Annotated in this window: 15 protein-coding genes; 2 read left to right on the top strand and 13 right to left on the bottom strand. The window is 61.5% G+C overall.

All coding sequences use genetic code 11. The features are described from left to right. Positions 1 to 72 precede the first annotated feature (72 nt). The gene (locus tag P9A17_RS25120; protein ID WP_278041472.1) at positions 73 to 711 is read right to left on the bottom strand and encodes a hypothetical protein; all 639 of its coding nucleotides are present in this window, start codon (positions 709 to 711) and stop codon (positions 73 to 75) included. 224 nt (positions 712 to 935) lie between these two features. Between P9A17_RS25120 and P9A17_RS25125 the strand changes: the two genes are divergently transcribed. Continuing rightward, a complete protein-coding gene (locus P9A17_RS25125) occupies positions 936 to 2,018 on the top strand; it encodes a dihydrodipicolinate reductase (protein WP_278041473.1) in 1,083 nt (360 codons plus the stop codon). On the opposite strand, the gene P9A17_RS25130 is transcribed toward P9A17_RS25125, so the two are convergent. The 12 genes from P9A17_RS25130 to P9A17_RS25185 form a co-directional block, all read right to left on the bottom strand. Next, complete coding sequence (locus P9A17_RS25130; RefSeq protein ID WP_278041474.1) at positions 2,005 to 3,243, bottom strand: cytochrome P450; 1,239 nt, start codon at positions 3,241 to 3,243, stop codon at positions 2,005 to 2,007. The genes P9A17_RS25125 and P9A17_RS25130 overlap by 14 nt on opposite strands. A gap of 9 nt (positions 3,244 to 3,252) precedes the next feature. Next, entirely contained in the window at positions 3,253 to 4,266 is a 1,014-nt protein-coding gene (locus tag P9A17_RS25135) for a Rieske 2Fe-2S domain-containing protein (RefSeq protein ID WP_278041475.1), read from the bottom strand. 9 nt (positions 4,267 to 4,275) lie between these two features. Then, positions 4,276 to 5,478: an acyl-CoA dehydrogenase family protein gene (locus P9A17_RS25140; protein WP_278041476.1), complete on the bottom strand. Its 1,203-nt coding sequence runs from the start codon at positions 5,476 to 5,478 to the stop codon at positions 4,276 to 4,278. Positions 5,479 to 5,480: 2 nt separating this feature from the next. Beyond that, on the bottom strand, positions 5,481 to 6,548 hold the full coding sequence (locus P9A17_RS25145; protein ID WP_278041477.1) for an acyl-CoA dehydrogenase family protein: 1,068 nt from the start codon (positions 6,546 to 6,548) through the stop codon (positions 5,481 to 5,483). Then, positions 6,535 to 7,383 (bottom strand): amidohydrolase family protein, encoded by an 849-nt coding sequence (locus tag P9A17_RS25150; protein WP_278041478.1) that lies wholly within the window; start codon positions 7,381 to 7,383, stop codon positions 6,535 to 6,537. The genes P9A17_RS25145 and P9A17_RS25150 overlap by 14 nt, the downstream gene beginning before the upstream one ends. Positions 7,384 to 7,391: 8 nt before the next feature. Next, positions 7,392 to 9,023: an AMP-binding protein gene (locus P9A17_RS25155; RefSeq protein WP_278041479.1), complete on the bottom strand. Its 1,632-nt coding sequence runs from the start codon at positions 9,021 to 9,023 to the stop codon at positions 7,392 to 7,394. An 88-nt stretch (positions 9,024 to 9,111) separates the two neighbouring features. Continuing rightward, the gene (locus tag P9A17_RS25160) at positions 9,112 to 10,314 is read right to left on the bottom strand and encodes an amidohydrolase family protein (protein WP_278041480.1); all 1,203 of its coding nucleotides are present in this window, start codon (positions 10,312 to 10,314) and stop codon (positions 9,112 to 9,114) included. A 20-nt stretch (positions 10,315 to 10,334) separates the two neighbouring features. After that, a complete protein-coding gene (locus P9A17_RS25165) occupies positions 10,335 to 11,198 on the bottom strand; it encodes an enoyl-CoA hydratase (RefSeq protein ID WP_278041750.1) in 864 nt (287 codons plus the stop codon). A gap of 128 nt (positions 11,199 to 11,326) precedes the next feature. Next, a complete protein-coding gene (locus P9A17_RS25170; RefSeq protein WP_278041481.1) occupies positions 11,327 to 11,881 on the bottom strand; it encodes a hypothetical protein in 555 nt (184 codons plus the stop codon). Next, the gene (locus tag P9A17_RS25175; protein ID WP_278041482.1) at positions 11,878 to 12,888 is read right to left on the bottom strand and encodes a dihydrodipicolinate synthase; all 1,011 of its coding nucleotides are present in this window, start codon (positions 12,886 to 12,888) and stop codon (positions 11,878 to 11,880) included. The genes P9A17_RS25170 and P9A17_RS25175 overlap by 4 nt, the downstream gene beginning before the upstream one ends. A gap of 47 nt (positions 12,889 to 12,935) precedes the next feature. Beyond that, the gene (locus tag P9A17_RS25180; protein ID WP_278041483.1) at positions 12,936 to 14,051 is read right to left on the bottom strand and encodes an ABC transporter substrate-binding protein; all 1,116 of its coding nucleotides are present in this window, start codon (positions 14,049 to 14,051) and stop codon (positions 12,936 to 12,938) included. Then, positions 14,044 to 15,108: a dihydrodipicolinate reductase gene (locus P9A17_RS25185; protein ID WP_278041751.1), complete on the bottom strand. Its 1,065-nt coding sequence runs from the start codon at positions 15,106 to 15,108 to the stop codon at positions 14,044 to 14,046. Before P9A17_RS25185 ends, P9A17_RS25180 begins: the two co-directional genes overlap by 8 nt. Before the next feature lie 105 nt (positions 15,109 to 15,213). On the opposite strand from P9A17_RS25185, the gene P9A17_RS25190 reads away from it, so the two are divergent. Beyond that, entirely contained in the window at positions 15,214 to 15,990 is a 777-nt protein-coding gene (locus P9A17_RS25190) for a glucose 1-dehydrogenase (protein ID WP_278041484.1), read from the top strand. Positions 15,991 to 15,996 lie beyond the last annotated feature (6 nt).

Below are 15,996 nucleotides of genomic sequence, written 5' to 3' on the forward strand. Positions count from 1 at the left end.
TGGGTGTATCCCATCGCGCGGACAGCGTCATTTAAATCTCTATAGGTATCAGTTGTAAAGCGGCTGCGGGCGTCAGATGGCGTCCGCATCGATCAAGGACGCCACATGTTCGAGAATGCAATCCAGTCCGAATTCAAAAGCACGTTCGTTAACCCCTCCGACGATCAGCGATGCGACGCGTCGATCAGCCGACTCCCAATCGGCGTCGGATCCTTCAGACTCCCGAAGACCGGGATACCTAGAATTGACGTGCTTTAGCCGTTCGACAGCGACCCATCCAAAAACGTGCCGCTCCAGGGCGGCAACTACCTCCGCAGAGCCGGAACAAGTCAGACCGGCATTCTCCAGCGCGCTACTCGTGGCCTCCAACTCGCGCTTCCAACGAGGGCACGTCACCCAATCTGGACCGCCGCGCGCGCCGACGACCTCGACCAGAGCGGAGTTCAATTGCAGCCTAAGCCGCATCTGATATGCACTGTCGCGCAGGCCTTCTCGCCAGTTCGCGATATCGAAAGCGAGGCTGGGCACGGGGAAGTCACGACACGCGTGCTCGGCGACAGCTCGCCTAAGGCCGCCTAGACTGAGAAACTCCCGACCGATCTCAGTTGTACTGATACCAAGACGATGAGAGAGCTCGGTCACGTTGAACTCGACGGACCCGACCTCGTTGGCGAGATCCAGAGCCGCGTCGAGAACCGTTTCTCTCTCCATCTTTCTCCGGCCGCTCGCCGTCCGACGAGGCTCTCGCGTCTCCATATACCCGCCTCAGGTTTCGATAGTGCCCACTACAACCATCGGATCATAACTCGTAAATCTATAGATCTTTTACAATAGCGTGGCATACGAGCTTGCCAGCCAGGCACACGGGTCCGACCCGCGCTTCTCCCGGATGGGCATGCCAAGGCGAGGTGAGTGATAAAGATCGGAGCTGCGCAATGCATCGCGTTGTTCACGCGGGAACAGGTCTGACCGGACGGGAAGCGCTGCGGGCAATCATCGAGGACCCCGCCCTCGAACTGGTCGGGGTCCATGTGTCTACTCCAGCCAAGGTGGGCGTCGACGCCGGTGACTTATGTGGCATGCCGGTCACAGGTGTGATGGCTACCGATAAGTGGGACGAGATTCTCGCGCTCGCGCCTGCGTGCGTCTGCTACTGCGCCACCGCGGTGCGGCGCGAACCCGACGCAGTGGGTGACTTTGTGCGACTTTTAGAAGCCGGTATTAATGTCGTTGCTATTTCGGTGATTCCGATGGTGTATCCACCGACCGCGCCGCCCGGTTGGTTTGCCGCCCTCCAAGAAGCGACGCAGCGAGGCCGATCCACCTTTTACGCGACCGGCAGTGAACCTGGAGTGCTCAGCCTCAACGTTCCTACCGCGCTGTTGGCCTGCGCCGGGCGCGTCGACTCCTACCGAATGGACGAGTACGCCCTGGGTTTGGACGAGTCCTACCCGATTTGGGATGTGCTGCACGAATCCATGGGGTTCGGTAAGCCCGACGGTCACGTACCCACTCGAATTGCTTCAGGCAAGGTCAGCGCAGACTGGGAGACAGTGGTTCGCTACATCGCCGATATGTTGGGGCTGACACTCGACCGGGTCGAAGTCGACTGGGAAACCGAACTGGCGCCCGACGATCTGCCGACGGCGGTGGGTGTCATCGCACGCGGCACAATCTGTGCGCATCGCTGGCAACTTGCGGGAATGGTCGATGATCGACCCGTTGTGGCGGTGCAGTACTTCGCCACCGTGTCGACCACGCCGTGGCCCGAACGGTGGCCTCGGCCAGAGGGGGCCACGACACACGCCGCCCTTGTCTATCGTGTCCACGGCAGACCGCAGATGTCGATGCAGCTGACATTGGATCCTCACCTACCCGATGACGGAGCCAACCCGGGCATCGTCGCGACAGCAATGGCTGCGGTCAACGCGATGCCCGCGGTGATCCACGCACCCTTCGGCGTTGCGGCACAACCGCTATCGGGCCCGACCCTCGCTCCGAGATTCAACGCCTCCTGATCGCGTACTTCACGGGCAAGTGCTTGAGCCCGCCCACGAAGGTCGAGGCGATATGCTCGGGCGGACCTGCAAGTTCGATCGAGTCCAGCCGCGGCACCAGTTCATTGAAAAAGCTGCGGACTTCCATGCGGGCCAGGGCGGCACCCAGACAGAAATGGACCCCGTACCCGAACGCCACATGCTTATTCGAAGTACGCGCAACATCGAACCGGAACGGGTCATCGAAGACTTCCTCGTCCCGATTTCCCGAGGGATAGGACAGAAGCACCGACTCACCCTCGCGGATCCGGACCCCCCGGATATCATTGTCGCGCTGCGCAGTTCGCATGAATGCTCGCACGGGGGTGACCCACCGGATCATCTCCTCGGCGGCGGTTGTCATCATGTCGGGTGACGCCCGTAGACGCGCCAATTCGACGGGGTGGTCGATCAGCGCCCGGAGCCCACCGGAGATCGTCCCGGTCGTGGTGTCGTGGCCGGCGGTCGCGATGATGACGTAGTAAGACACAATTTCGATGTCGGAGAGGGGTTCACCGCCAATCTGAGCATTAGCGATAGCCGAAGCGAGATCCTCGGTCGGATTCTCCCGCCGCGACGCCGTCAGCGCTGTAAAGTAGCCGAACATCTCGAGCAGGGCGGCCGTGTCATCATCGGCATCCTTGCGCTGCATCTCTACGTCATCGTTGCCCAGGAGCTCCTGAGTCAAGCGCAGCATCATCGGAAAGTCCTGCTCCGGCACTCCGAGCAACGACATGATCACATAGAGCGGAAACTTGACCGAAACCTCCTGCACGAAGTCACATTCGGGACCGACTTCAGCCATGTGATCGACATAGATCTTCGCCAGTTCGTCGACACGATGCTGCAACGCGCGCATTGCCTTGGGGCGAAACCAATTTGCGCCGACAGCTCGAAGATCACGATGCTGCGGACCGTCCAAGTGGATGAGCGTGCTGATCCCGACGCCTGCGTGCAGGGCGTCCTGCTCAGCCTTGAGGAGAACAGGACGCGGCGCGTTCGTGAACACCTCGTCCGCTCGTTCGATCGCCATGATGTCAGCGTGCTTGGTGATCGCCCAGAACGGGTTGTAGCCGGGCGCCTCCACCCAGGACACGGGTGCGTTGGCGCGAAGATGGGTCAGCGCATCGTGAATTCTGGCGTCATCGGTGTTAGCGGCGGGATCGGTGAGAAGCAGGGCCGCCTCGCGCACGAGGGGTGAGTTCATAGCCATACCTCAGACAGATACTGTGCTCGGTGTGGCGGCATCCTCGTAGAACTGGGTTGCCCATTTGCGCATCGCCATGTACGGCTTGGCGTCGATCTTGGCCAGAGCTGGGCGCTCGATGTACTTCTGATACCGCCAGATGTCGCAGTCTTCCCACACCGTCTTGAGGAACTGACGTTCCACCTGAGCACGCACGTGATCCGGTGGTAAGTCTGAGGTGTCACCATCGATCTTCGGCCACCAGATCGAATAGAACATGTCAGACACTTCATCGTCGACCGGAGTGCAGGCGAATATCAAGCGATGATTACTTGATCCTTCGAAAGCACTCATCGCGAATCCGAGACCCGAAAAGTGGGAGTGGATGCGCAAAGCCATCTTGTCCGGGTCGTCGCTGCGGGCGTCGGGCCATCCGGTCAGGAATCGCCACTCTTCGTCGACGTGCTCCCAGTGCAGACAGACTGGAGTCACCGTAGCTCCGTGCACGTAGCGGAAATGCGAACTGTCAGGACCATTTTCGGCGACGATCTGGGGATGCACCGGGATGGCGTCCGCTCGGCTGGAGAACTCCGGATACGGGCGGTAATAGCGCGCCGGGTCGGTCTCGAACTGAGGGAACTTGTGAAAGATATCCGGCAGTTCCCATCGAGGCGGCTCGCCTTTCGGGTGGTACCACATGAAGATGCAGCCGTACTGTTCCTTGACCGGGTAGGAGCGCAGCTTCAGACCGCGATTGGGACGATCCGGTTGGTACGGGATGTAGGTGTTATCTCCCTGCGGACCCCATCGCCAGCCGTGAAAAGGACACTCGATGCAATCCCCAACCACGGAACCGCCGTGCCCGATATGCGCACCCAGATGCTTGCAGTGCGCCTCCAGCACGTGCAGTTGCCCGGAGTCGTCACGGTAGGCAGCGAGGTCCTCCCCGAAATACTTCAATGCCTTCACGGCACCGACTTCGTACTCCGCCGACCATCCGATCATGAACCATCCGGTGACCTTCCACGTGAATGGCACCTTCATGCAGTCCTCCTAAACCTTCGAAAACTGTTGTGTGGCCTCGGCTGGCGAATAATTCGGCCGCCCGAGGCCGAGCACGTGCTGCGCGATCATGTTGCGGAAGACTTCCAACGTTCCGCCGTAAATACCCGCGAGCGGTCCGAAGCGGTAGATGTAGCCAGCGAGCCCTTCGTCTGCGGCGCCCGGCACACCGTGTGACAGTGACGATTCCGTGCCCAAAAGGTCCATGAGGTCTGGTGCGCAATCCCGCATCGCCTGCGCGACAGCGACCCTGCCGAATATGGTCGGCGTGGATATGGCCGCTTCGAAGCGCGCACTGGACTTGCCCAGCCGGTAGGCGACGGTATCGTCCTCGATCAACGCTTGCCCGCCGTCGGACGAGGCAGCCACATGGGCGGCCACATCAAGCGCGTGCCCGAGGAAGCCGGCCTGGTGGTCCATGATGGACACGTCGGAGAGCCCATCTGGTGCCGCAGCGACGTCTCCGTGTTCGGTGCTGAGCGGTTCACGCAATACCGTCCAGCCTGTGTTCACGTCGCCCAGTCGGTAGGTGTCGTCGATCCTGACGTCGCTGTAATAGACGATGTTGGTCCGATCGCCGTCGACGGTGCGGATACCTTGGATCTCGACGCCAGGAGCGTCCAAGGGCACGAGAAACATCGTCAGGCTCTGGTGTTTTCGCGCGCTCGGATCGGTGTTGGTGATCAAGAATGTGTACTGGCAGTTGTGCGCGCCGGTGGTGAACATCTTTGAGCCGTTGATGACCCACTGTTCTCCATCGCGTACAGCTTTGGTTTTGCAGGTGGCGATGTCGGACCCACCCTCCGGTTCGGTATACCCCAGGCACATACGCACGCTGCCATCGAAGACTCCGGCGAGCACCCGGTCCCGGATTTCGGGCGACCCGTAAGACTGCACCGACCGTGCGACGATCGCCGTGGTCCCCCACGTGATCCACGGAACCTCGAAGCGGCGCTTCTCCAATTCCCAGATCCGTCTCTGCGTTCGGGTGAATCCCCCGTCCGTCTCCGGCCGCCATTCGCGCTCGAGATAGCCCGCCGCTCCCATCGCCAGGTGAACGCGCTCGTTGAAGTTGTCGCCGGTTTCGCGATCCTGTTGTCGCACTTCATCGGTGACATGAGTAGCGAGGAAGTCACGGACTTCATCGATAAACGCTTGATCGTCATCAGACAGTTGCACACGGGAGAAGTCCATCGTCAACTTGCTCCTTGGGTTGCTGCTTCGCGTTGGGCGATCCGCCTGCCGATGGCGACCGCGGTGGCCCCTGGGTCCCCGCCTCCCAAGGGCCAGCCGCGGGCGCGGACCAGATAGGCAGTGGCTGGAGCCTCCGTTGAGACGCCGAGACCGCCCTGCACGTGGACCGCCAGGGTCGCTCCCTTCGCGGCCTCATCCACCATGTACAGGAATGCTGACGGGGCGAGGTCCATACGCTCGAGCGGCTCGTTGTCGAGATACCACGCTGCACGGCGAGTGAGGTTACGGCCACCTTCGATGGCGATCGCAATGTTCGCCAACGGGTGTGAGATCCCCTGAAGAGTGCCGATCGGCACGCCCAGCGTGAAACGGGACTTCGCGAATTGAACGGCGATGTCGAGGGTTGCACTAAGCAATCCGACCAGTGATGCCGCGGTGAGCAGGCGCCATTCATCGAGTGCGCGTTCGTAGATCCTCGCGGCCTCGTGTCCCGAGCCGACCACGGTGCGGGTGTCAGCCTGTGCCGGGTCTACCCATGCCATCGGCAGATGCCCGAGGTTGTCGACCTTGGGCGGCCTGGTCGCAAAAGTCAGTGCCACGACATCATCACCGTCACGGATGATGACGCGGTCTGCCACTGAGGCGCAGCCGACTAGCAGCGGTCCTGCCGTCGGCCGCACTCTCGCGTCAAGCGCGACCACCACTCGGCCATCGATCACTTCCTGGGCGAAACTCGCGTCGTCCAGCGCCCCTAAATTCGCCAACAGTCGTGCGCCGCAGACATGATCGACCCACGGAACGGGCGCCAGAACCCGCCCGATCTCTTCAGCAAGAAGAGCGAGGTCGACCAGCGTGGCACCGTCGCCGCCCACTGACTCGGGTATTGCCATGCTGGTCGCACCTGTACCGCAAAGCCTTTCCCAGAGTCCCTTGTCGAAGCCGGTCCCCTCGGCGGCCCAGACAGTATCGATCGGACAATGTGTCGTGAAGAAATCGCGATACGCCGACTGCAGGTCTACCTGGTCTTGGGTCAAGTTGTAATCGAGGCGGCGTAGTTCATATCGGTCCATGCGCTCGATCCCCTTGTGCCGCGAAGAAGAAATTGTCGGCGTTGTTGAACAGATAGTTGTCGATGACCTCGGGCGGCAAGTCCAGCGCCAGGGCTTCCGGGACGACGCGACTCTGCCGCAACACCGGCCAGTCGGAAGCGAAGATGACTTTCGTCTTGCCGCGTGTGCGCATGAAATGCAGGAGGCTCTCCGGCAACCGCTTGGGTGACCATGCGGACGTCATCAGGCTTAGGTTCTGGTACTTGATCAGGAGCCGTATCGCGACGTCCCACCACGGGTCTGCGCCGTGAATCATGCAGAGCTTCAGCTCAGGAAAACGGACGCATACGCGATCGAGGTGAATGGGGTGCTGCGCTTCACCGGGGATCGGCGGGCCCGGCAGTCCAGTGTTCACACACAGCGGAAGCTCCAGCTCGGCGCATTTGGTGTACAGCGGGTAATAGATGGCATCGCTGGGCGGGTACTGTCCGTCGCCCCAGAAGCTGGGACCCACCGCCGCGTAGGTGACGGGCAAGTCACGGCGCAGCGCTGTGAGCTCACGCAGCGCCGGCATCGGACGCAACAGATCAAGACCGCCGACGCCGAGGCTTAGTCGTTCGGGGCATTCCTGAACGAACTTGCGCGCCGTGACTGATGGCTTGCCGAGGTTGTCCATCAACACCGCCCGCATCACGCCGTGTGCGTCCATTTCGTCCAGAAGCTCGGGCAACTCCACCTGGTCGTAGAGTGACGTGGGACCTTTGAAATAGTCATCGCGCACCTTCAGCATGAATTCGGGCTGCTGAGCCATCTCGCCGAAATGCACGTTCACCAAGCAGTCGATTACGCTTGTCATGTCATCCCTTATCCGGCGGTCGCCTCGGTCGGCGTCGGTACTGTCAGGGCAGCTGCCGTTCTGGCCCAGCGGTAGTCAGCTTTGCCATTGCCGAGTCGCCTAACGGCGTCTACAACGATGATCTCCTTGGGAATCTTGAAGCGCGCCAGTGATTCAGCACAGTGTTCGCGCAGCGCCACGGGGCTTACGACCTCGCGCAGTGAGACGAGTGCGGCAATCTCCTGCCCCCACCTTTCGCTGGGCCGGCCGACGACCAGAGCGTCGGTGACCGCCGGATGTGCGCGCAGCGCTTCCTCCACTTCTTCGACGAACACCTTCTCCCCGCCAGTATTAATGACCAGAGAATCGCGGCCGTGCAGACGCAAAGTTCCGTCGGACTCGACTTGAGCACGGTCGCCGGCGATGACCACGCGTATGTCCTCGACGCGCCGAAACGCTGATTGCGTTGCAGCTTGATCGTCGAAGTATCCCAATGGAATTCGACCGGAGCGCGCCACCCAGCCGATCTCGGTATCTCCCGCCTTCAGGAAACGGGCGTAATCGTCGGAAACGACCACCGTACCCGCGCGCAGTGCAAAAGTGTCTTTGCGGTCGCCGATCTGGCTGTGGCCAAAGCCCATGTTCCCAGTCTCCGAAGAGCCGTAGCCGTTGGCGAGGGTGATATGTGGCAGATGGTTGAGCAGCGCTTGCTGATGCTTCACGTTGGTTGCCGCGCCTCCGATGCCGATGGCGGCGAGTGAACTCAGGTCATAGGTATGCCGATTGAGCTCCTCGATGAGCGGGGCTGCGTAAGCGTCGCCGACCATGGTCATCATTGAAACCTTCTCGCGCTCAGCGATTTCCAGTGCGCCTCGCGCGTCGAAAGGCTGCCGGCTGTCGTGGACGACAACCGGAATGCCCACCAGAATCGCGTTGAACGCGGTCCACATGCCGGCGGCGTGCATGAGTGGTGAGAGCGCAAACCACGGTGCCGCAACCGTTGCGACCCGTGCGTAAACGTCGTCGATCGATTCATGGTCATCCCCACTCATCGACGAGACATACATATCCCCTTGACGCCACAGGACCCCTTTGGGCCTACCGGTAGTACCGCCCGTGCACATCATCAGCAGATCATCGGGTGAACTCATCAAGGCGTTGCCGGCATCCGAATCTGCGAGGGCGGTGTCGAAATCGATTGCACCGAAGGGCTGTACCGCATCACTGTCGTCGTCGATGGACAGCATCACAGGTACGGCCAGTTCTTCCAGAACAGCCGCGAATCTGGCCCCGAGACTGCGATGGAAGATGACAGCTGTGGGCTTGATGTAGGCCAGGAGTTCACCCACTTCGCGGGGCGTGTAGTAGTGGTTGACGTTCACGGGAATCGTGCGTGCCCTGAGACATCCGATGACCGCATCGGGATACAGGTCGTTGTGCATGATCAGGGCAACGCGATCCTGGCCGCACTCCCAGTCCTGCAGAGAATCACGTTCGTACCGAGCGCCGAGCCCCGACGCTGTCAGGAAATTGGCAAGCCGTACCGTGCGGTCGTGGACTTCGGCGAACGTGCGCCGCCGATCACCACAGATGGTCATGGTCCGATCCGGCACCTTGTCGACCACCGCGTCGAAAATCGCGGCTATAGTCCACTCACTCACCACACACCCCTGTGTCGTTCGATCGCCTGCGTTGGCGGCAAATCATCCGGTGACCGCTCTGCGCGGCCATTCCGCGTGTCCGGCTCGGTCAGGCTCTAGCTGTCACCGAGACGCCGAGAAGATCTAAGGCGTTGTCCCGCATGATCTTGCGGACATCAGAGTCACTGAACATTGTCAGATCCTCGGTGAATGACACCGGGGACTGCAGACCTTCACCGTGAGGCCAGTCCGAGCCGAAGAGGATCTTGTCGACGCCGACGGCCTCTGCCAAGGTGGCGAGATCATCCTCGTAGTAGGGGGCGATCCAGACGTTGGTCCGCAACTGTTCGACGGGATCCACCGGGAACAGCTTCGGGTGATTGTTTGCCGCCTTCTTGAGCCGCTTGATCAAGCGGTAGACGAAGTAGGACCCATTCTCGATGCTGACAACGCGCAGATCTGGATGACGGGTGAAGACGCCGTGGGCGATCATGGAGGCCATGGTGTCGTGAATTGCCCTGTCGTCCACCAGGATTTGATCGAGTGGGTCGGGCGGCCCCATGAAGGGTTCGAACTTGGATTTTCCACCCCACATTGCCGCGCCTTGAAGGTAACCACTGTCACTGAGGTGAAATCCGACAGGTACGCCCGCTTCGGCCAGTCGAGCCCAGACGGGGTCGTGGGATTGATCGCCCAGCGAACGCGGCTTGACGATGCCCGGGACTGGAGCCGGCCGTACGAGGACGAGCCTGGCGCCGGCGCCAAGGACAAAGTCGACCTCTTCCACCGCTTTCACCGGGTCGGCGAGAGAGATGATCGGCGCCGAGATGATCCGGCCGTCGGGCCGGTTGAAGCCCCAGTCCTCGTCCAGCCATAGGTTGAACGCGTGGACGGTCGCCATGGTGGCCTCGATGTCGCCCTTGAGCGCTTCCTCCACGCCGCAGACGAAAGTCGGCAGCATGAAAACGGTTTCGATGCCTTGGTCGTCCATGATCGGGATGCGGGACTCGCGGCTTTGGTACTCGGGGTGTTCGGCGAGGCGGTCCACCTTCATCAGCGAGGCGGGATCGACGCCGTCAGGGATTTCGCCGCGGAACATCAGATCAAGGCAGCCCGGAACGATGATCGGATCGAAGGTCGGGTTCGCGATGAAGCGATTCACGGTGTCGCCGATAACAGCAGTGACCCGCTTGCCCTCCTGCACCATCTGAACGCCGCGCTTGCGGAATTCCTTGGGCAGGTGACGGGTGCACGCATCGAGTGGCTCGTAGTAGTGGTTGTCGACATCGATGGCCAGGTAGTCCAGAGACATTTGGGGAATCCTTTCCAATTTCAGGGGTTGCGCAGACCAGCGCCTGCATCCACGAGCGACGGAAACTGTGGGCGTCGTTTCTCGAAGAACGCCGTGATGCCTTCGATGAAGTCGGGCCGGAGCATCGACGCGTGCATGAAATTCTCTGCGCGCGAACTCGTTTCGTTGATGTCGCGGAGAGCATCGCCGTACATCTGGTGTTTGATGACGGCCAACGAGGTAGGAGCGCAGTGCAGTGCCATCTCGTCGGCGTACTCCAAAGTCCTCGACATAAGATCCTCGGGCGCGACGACTTCCTTGATCATGCCCAGCTGTGCGGCCTCTTCGGCGTAGAAAGTCCGTCCGGACAGCATCAGATCGAGCGCATGATTCCAACCGATCAGTCGTGGAAGGATCCAGGACACCCCGTACTCTGCGGTGAGACCACGCCGCGCGAACGCTGTCGTCATCTTTGCGCCCGCCGCCGCGAACCGCACGTCACACATGAGCGCTTGGACCAGGCCTATACCCGCGCACGATCCGTTGATCGCCGCGATGACCGGCTTACTCATCGTGGTAACGAAGCTCGGGTAGCGCTCGCCGACGAGCTTGCTCATATCGGCGTCGCCGGAAGTGGTGGCATTTCCGATCGAGTCGAGATCGCCCATGTCGGCGCCGGCGCAGAAGGCCCGACCCCGTCCGGTGAGCACGACAACACGGACTGCGGGATCAGACTCGGCTTCATCGAGGCGCGCATACAGAGCCGAAGACAGCCCTCCGCTCCAGGCGTTCATCCGGTCGGGACGGTTCAATGTGACGACCGCGACGCCGGAGTCACGCAGCTCGTACAGAACTGGCGCCGTGTCATCGACTGTGATCTGCCGTCGCTCACCATTGTCAGACAATTCCACCTCGTAACTCCGATAGCAAAACATCTAAAGGTTATCGGAACTCTACACCCATCGTTACCGACGCTTCCAGGGATGGCGAACGCGGCCGCCAAGAGCGGCGCCTGAGCACTGCCGCAGCGGCATCAGGCGTTGCGCGCCGGATCAGAGATGATGGTGAGCGGCGCCTGGCGTCGGGTGCATTGAAATTCCTCGACGGGAGCCACTGGATGGCTTAGTTCCGGGTCGAGCGCAAGGTAGGCATGGGCCTTGAAGCGGCGCGCCGCGTCGCTGAGGCGGTGCGAACCCGAGCTGAATCCGATTGTGCAAGTCGACGATATGCCGCAGTCTCCCCAGAGGGCGATCGAATTGAACCGTCCGCGTGCAGCCCGATCCACGAAGGCACCAATCACTGAATCGGAACCGTAGAGCCCGGCGTCCACCGCGATGGCGTTGGCAGCTGTGGCGTCGTAGCCACTCAGGAGGGCACTGGTATCTACGGTATCGACGCCGAGAATGCGCAAAGCAGTGGATCGTCGTGACACCGGCGCGGCAACAGACGTATTCCATCCTTGCTTCATGTGGTCATAAAGCCAACCACCGATATGCTCGACGATCCTTGCAGGATCTGTCCCGATGGCGGTGGCGCAGTACCGTGACGGCCATTCACCCGGTCGAATAGATCTCTCCTTACTCGTCATTGGTCCCATTCGTAGGTGCCGAAGATATGCGGTGTAACTACCTTGCCGGGGGCGGATCCCATCACATCGTCGATGGCGCGAATCGCGGTCATAGCTACGGCGAGTTGGCCTTCGGAGACTCTGGGCAGTCCCGCCACCGGTCCATTGCTGATCTGGAGGTCGAGGGTCATCGACGGCACGCCGGCCACGATGACACGGACAAGGAACTGTCCGGCAACTTGCACATCCCATTGCGGGATATCGCTGGTCACCGACCAGTACTCCTCAGCGACCAGTACAGCCTTATCTCGCCGATACGCCGTCCAGCACAACTTCTGTCCGACGACGGTACCGGCTTTTATTGTCGCGCAACGCAATAGCACATCGCGAGGAACCACGGCGGTTTCGATCGTCGGTTCGATTCGGTCGATATGACAGTCCAATACATCTGCGGCGCCGCCGAGGGCCTGTTCGTATTGCCGTGAAACGGCCCTGAACATCGGCGAATCGACGGTGATCTCCTCGGGCCGCTTACCCATCCCCATCAGGTCGATGAGCATGCCCGTTTCGGAAATACCAGAACAGTCCACGAATTCCTGGACGGTGATGCAGTCGACACGTTGCGATAGCGCGGTCACCGACGTTGCCAAGCGTTCGAACACATACCCCGGATGTTCTCCCGCCGCAAAGAACCGGGAACTGCCCGCACGACACGCAGCGGCGATCCGCTCGCCGGTTTCGCGGCCATAGCTCGGGAGGTGGTTGTACGACGTTGTCGTGATCACCGTTTTTCCTGCAGACAGCAGCGCCACGATGTCGTCCACGTTGGTGTCGACGGTGCCGGCCTTGCTCGCGGCATGCAATACGAGGTCAGCGTCGAGTGCGAAGATCGCGCGCTTGTCGGTCGTGGCCAAGACACCTGTCGCCGGACGGTCCACAAAGACGCCTGCATCGACGCCGGCTTTCTTGTCCGAGTAGACCAAGACACCGACCAGGTCGAATTTAGGGTTGTCGATGACCTCCCGCAACTGCGCCAATCCGACGGGTCCGGTGGCCCATTGGATCACCCGGATAGTCACGAGGCGGGCCTCGGGTCGATGAGACCCTCGATGGTGGCGTAGAGCTCGCTTCTGCTGGCGTCGGGCAGCACGCGCCGCGCAACGAGGAATTCGCTGCCCATCCAGCCGTGCCGAATGTACTTGCCGAAACGCAAGCGGGTGCCCGGAGCGCCCGTGGCCGCCGGCATCATCTTGACCTTCTCGAGCGCCTCTTTGACGCCGGCTCCGGTGAGCGGGCGCGCTGTGGCCAGCGCGGTCAGCATGAGCCTGCCCACGTCGTAGCAGTACGGGGGGAAGAAGTACTCGGGTCGCCGGCCGTGGCGGGCCTCAAACGCGTCGAGGAATCGCCGGCAGGTCTGATTGCGTTCATCGTACTGATCAAGCCCGATCCAGCCGGCGAACTGGCCCCGCCACCAATCGCTTGTTGCCGCGAACTCGAAAGCCGTTGTGGTGTAGCGAGGTGGCATCCAATCGAGCGTTCCGAGTGCGGCGTTCATCCCGATGATTCCCAGCCCGAACCCCACGTGCATGATGCCGTCGGGTTTGCTCGCCGCCAGCGTCGACATCGCCGCAACCTTTTCCGATTCCACCTGCGGTATCGCGACTTCGGCGACGATACTGATGCCTGTGTCGTAACAGGCGACCCGCGTCGTGCGTAGGTACTCACGTCCGATCAGTGAATCTTCGAAAGCGACGCCGACCGTGCGGCATCCGTCCAGAGCCGCCACTGTGGCCATGATGATCGGCTCCTCTTCCATGGAGCCGGCCGGTAGTCCGAAGACCCATTCGCCGAGCATGCTCTCCGATGCCCCCATCGTGATGATCGGCACTTCTGCGAGCGTTTCCACGTGAGGGCGGAGCGCGACGCCGTTCTCGGACACCCACGGCCCGAACACGACTAGGGCATCTTCTGCGACGAGTTCATCGAACGCATCGCGGACCGCGCGGAACGACCCGTTGGGCAGCCCTTGAACGGCTCGAACCACGAATTCGACGGGACGCTCCAGAATGCCGTTGTCGACAAATTGGTCGGCGACAAGCTGAAGGCTCGGCAGGATGTTCTCGTCGTACCCGCCGTCGGCATCCAGATAGTCGATCAGCAATCCGATTCGGGCAGGCGTTACGTCAGCCATGGGCTACCTTCCAGTCGTGTTGTACGTCGGCGAGATCGAGCACTCCAGGGGGCGCCGCCAGAGCCAGCGGGACGGCGTGCACGGCATGCATCGCCGTTGCTAGACAACCCATTTCGGTGTGATCCTCGCCGGCAATGCCGAGGACGAGGTTGCATCGCAGACTCGGAGCCCCATCGAATTCGATCTCATAGCCCTCACTACCGGACCACTCTGGAGCTACATCGTCGGCCATCCACGTGACGTGCTCGACAGAGATCGTGAAGTCATCACATACGGCTCGCACGCCCAGCTTCATCGCTGCGACGGTCCCCGCCGGTATGACGCCCGCTGCGACCTTGAGCTCGGCGTCAGTCGTCACGGTCTCCCGGAACGGTTCAAGACTGTGAACTTGCGCCCCCAGCGCCTTGGCCAACACCGACGCTGTGCCCAGAAATGCAGCTCCAGCACGGCTCGGATCACTCAACAGTGCCGCCCTTGACTCAGGATCATGCCCGTAGCCCATGACATCAAAGATGAGACTTGCGCTGGGATACCCTGCGTAACAAAGAGACTCGCGGACTGCCAGATGCCCGCAGCGTGCCGAAAGCCGCGCCAGCACGGGGGCCACCGATTCGCCCCAGAAGCCGGGAAACAGCCCGAGCCCGAGAAATGAAGACCCACCGTGAGCACACGCCTCATCAAGGCGCGCGCCCCATTCCGGCGCGAAGGCGTGCACATCGATGAACGAACTACCAGTGGCGATGACGTCGATTCCCGACCGCAGGAGCGTCGCGACATCCCCGATGCATTCGTCCGGATAGCGTTCCACCGCGCCCATGTAGAGGACTGCGTCGGCGTCCAATGCCAGGATTGCCTCGATCGAATCAGTCGCGGTCACACCTGTGGCGGCCGTCCCGGCGATCTCCCCAGCGTCGACTCCGATCTTGTCCGGGTCGTAGACCCGAACGCCAACCAGCTGATAGGCAGGCGAATCGATGATCGCGCGCAGCGCCAGTCGACCAGTGGTACCAGTGGCCCACTGCACCACCCTGGCTGGCAAATCGCTCATCGTCGCCATCTCCAACTCTCAAGTCGAATGCGTGACATCACATACATCTAGAGGTATAGGCTAGCTCATCGCGCGCCCGTCCTGTGACGCCGCATCCGATGGAAGGGACCGCCGTTGACGAATCCTGGTGAACTGTTCGACCTCACGGGCAAAGTCGCCCTCGTGACAGGCTCCACCCGGGGCCTCGGGAAGGCGATGGCAGAAGGATTCGCACGAGCCGGGGCCAACGTGGTCGTCAGCAGCCGCAAGGCCGAGTCGTGCCAACAGGTCGCGGCAGAGATCGCAGCGGCCACCGGAAGGGATGTGGCGGGTGTCGCCTGCCACGTTGGCGATTGGGAGTCCATACCCGCGATGGTTGAGCAGGTTGTCGAGCGGATGGGCCGGATCGATGTGCTGGTCAACAACGCAGGGATCAATCCGGCAGCACAGTATGCGGCTGATGTTTCGAAAGAACTGTGGCAGAAGATCTTCTCGGTCAATCTCGAGGGTCCATTGCGCACCAGCCAGTGTGTCGCGCCGGTGATGCGGGACGGAGGCGGGGGCAGCATCATCAACATCGGTTCGATGAGCGGGTACGGGTCGATACTTCAATCCGCGGCATACGGCGCGTCGAAGGCTGCGCTTCGCCATCTCACGGCGACCATGGCCCAGGAGTTCGCCCCCTGGAATGTCCGCGTGAATATCCTGAGTCCGGGCCCGTTCCTTACCGAAATGATGGCTGCGGCCGAGGGCGCTCAGCCCGGTGCACTGGCGATGATGGCTGCGACGAATGTGCAGAATCGCGTCGCCGACGTGGCAGAGATCGTCGGACCCGCCCTGTACCTGGCCAGTGATGCTTCCTCCTACGTCACCGGAGATGACCTGACGGTCAGCGGCGGTATGCGCAAGTAAGGAGTT

This window comes from Mycobacterium sp. 236(2023) (assembly GCF_029623955.1).
Lineage (GTDB): Bacteria > Actinomycetota > Actinomycetes > Mycobacteriales > Mycobacteriaceae > Mycobacterium.

What these genes read in the sequence shown, in the direction of transcription:
- P9A17_RS25180 (WP_278041483.1), bottom strand. Translation starts at nt 14,051, where the DNA reads ATGGCTGACGTAACGCCTGCCCGAATCGGATTGCTGATCGACTATCTG.
- P9A17_RS25120 (WP_278041472.1), bottom strand. Translation starts at nt 711, where the DNA reads ATGGAGAGAGAAACGGTTCTCGACGCGGCTCTGGATCTCGCCAACGAG.
- P9A17_RS25150 (WP_278041478.1), bottom strand. Translation starts at nt 7,383, where the DNA reads ATGACAAGCGTAATCGACTGCTTGGTGAACGTGCATTTCGGCGAGATG.
- P9A17_RS25185 (WP_278041751.1), bottom strand. Translation starts at nt 15,108, where the DNA reads ATGGCGACGATGAGCGATTTGCCAGCCAGGGTGGTGCAGTGGGCCACT.
- P9A17_RS25135 (WP_278041475.1), bottom strand. Translation starts at nt 4,266, where the DNA reads ATGAAGGTGCCATTCACGTGGAAGGTCACCGGATGGTTCATGATCGGA.
- P9A17_RS25140 (WP_278041476.1), bottom strand. Translation starts at nt 5,478, where the DNA reads ATGGACTTCTCCCGTGTGCAACTGTCTGATGACGATCAAGCGTTTATC.
- P9A17_RS25145 (WP_278041477.1), bottom strand. Translation starts at nt 6,548, where the DNA reads ATGGACCGATATGAACTACGCCGCCTCGATTACAACTTGACCCAAGAC.
- P9A17_RS25130 (WP_278041474.1), bottom strand. Translation starts at nt 3,243, where the DNA reads ATGAACTCACCCCTCGTGCGCGAGGCGGCCCTGCTTCTCACCGATCCC.
- P9A17_RS25125 (WP_278041473.1), top strand. Translation starts at nt 936, where the DNA reads ATGCATCGCGTTGTTCACGCGGGAACAGGTCTGACCGGACGGGAAGCG.
- P9A17_RS25170 (WP_278041481.1), bottom strand. Translation starts at nt 11,881, where the DNA reads ATGACGAGTAAGGAGAGATCTATTCGACCGGGTGAATGGCCGTCACGG.
- P9A17_RS25160 (WP_278041480.1), bottom strand. Translation starts at nt 10,314, where the DNA reads ATGTCTCTGGACTACCTGGCCATCGATGTCGACAACCACTACTACGAG.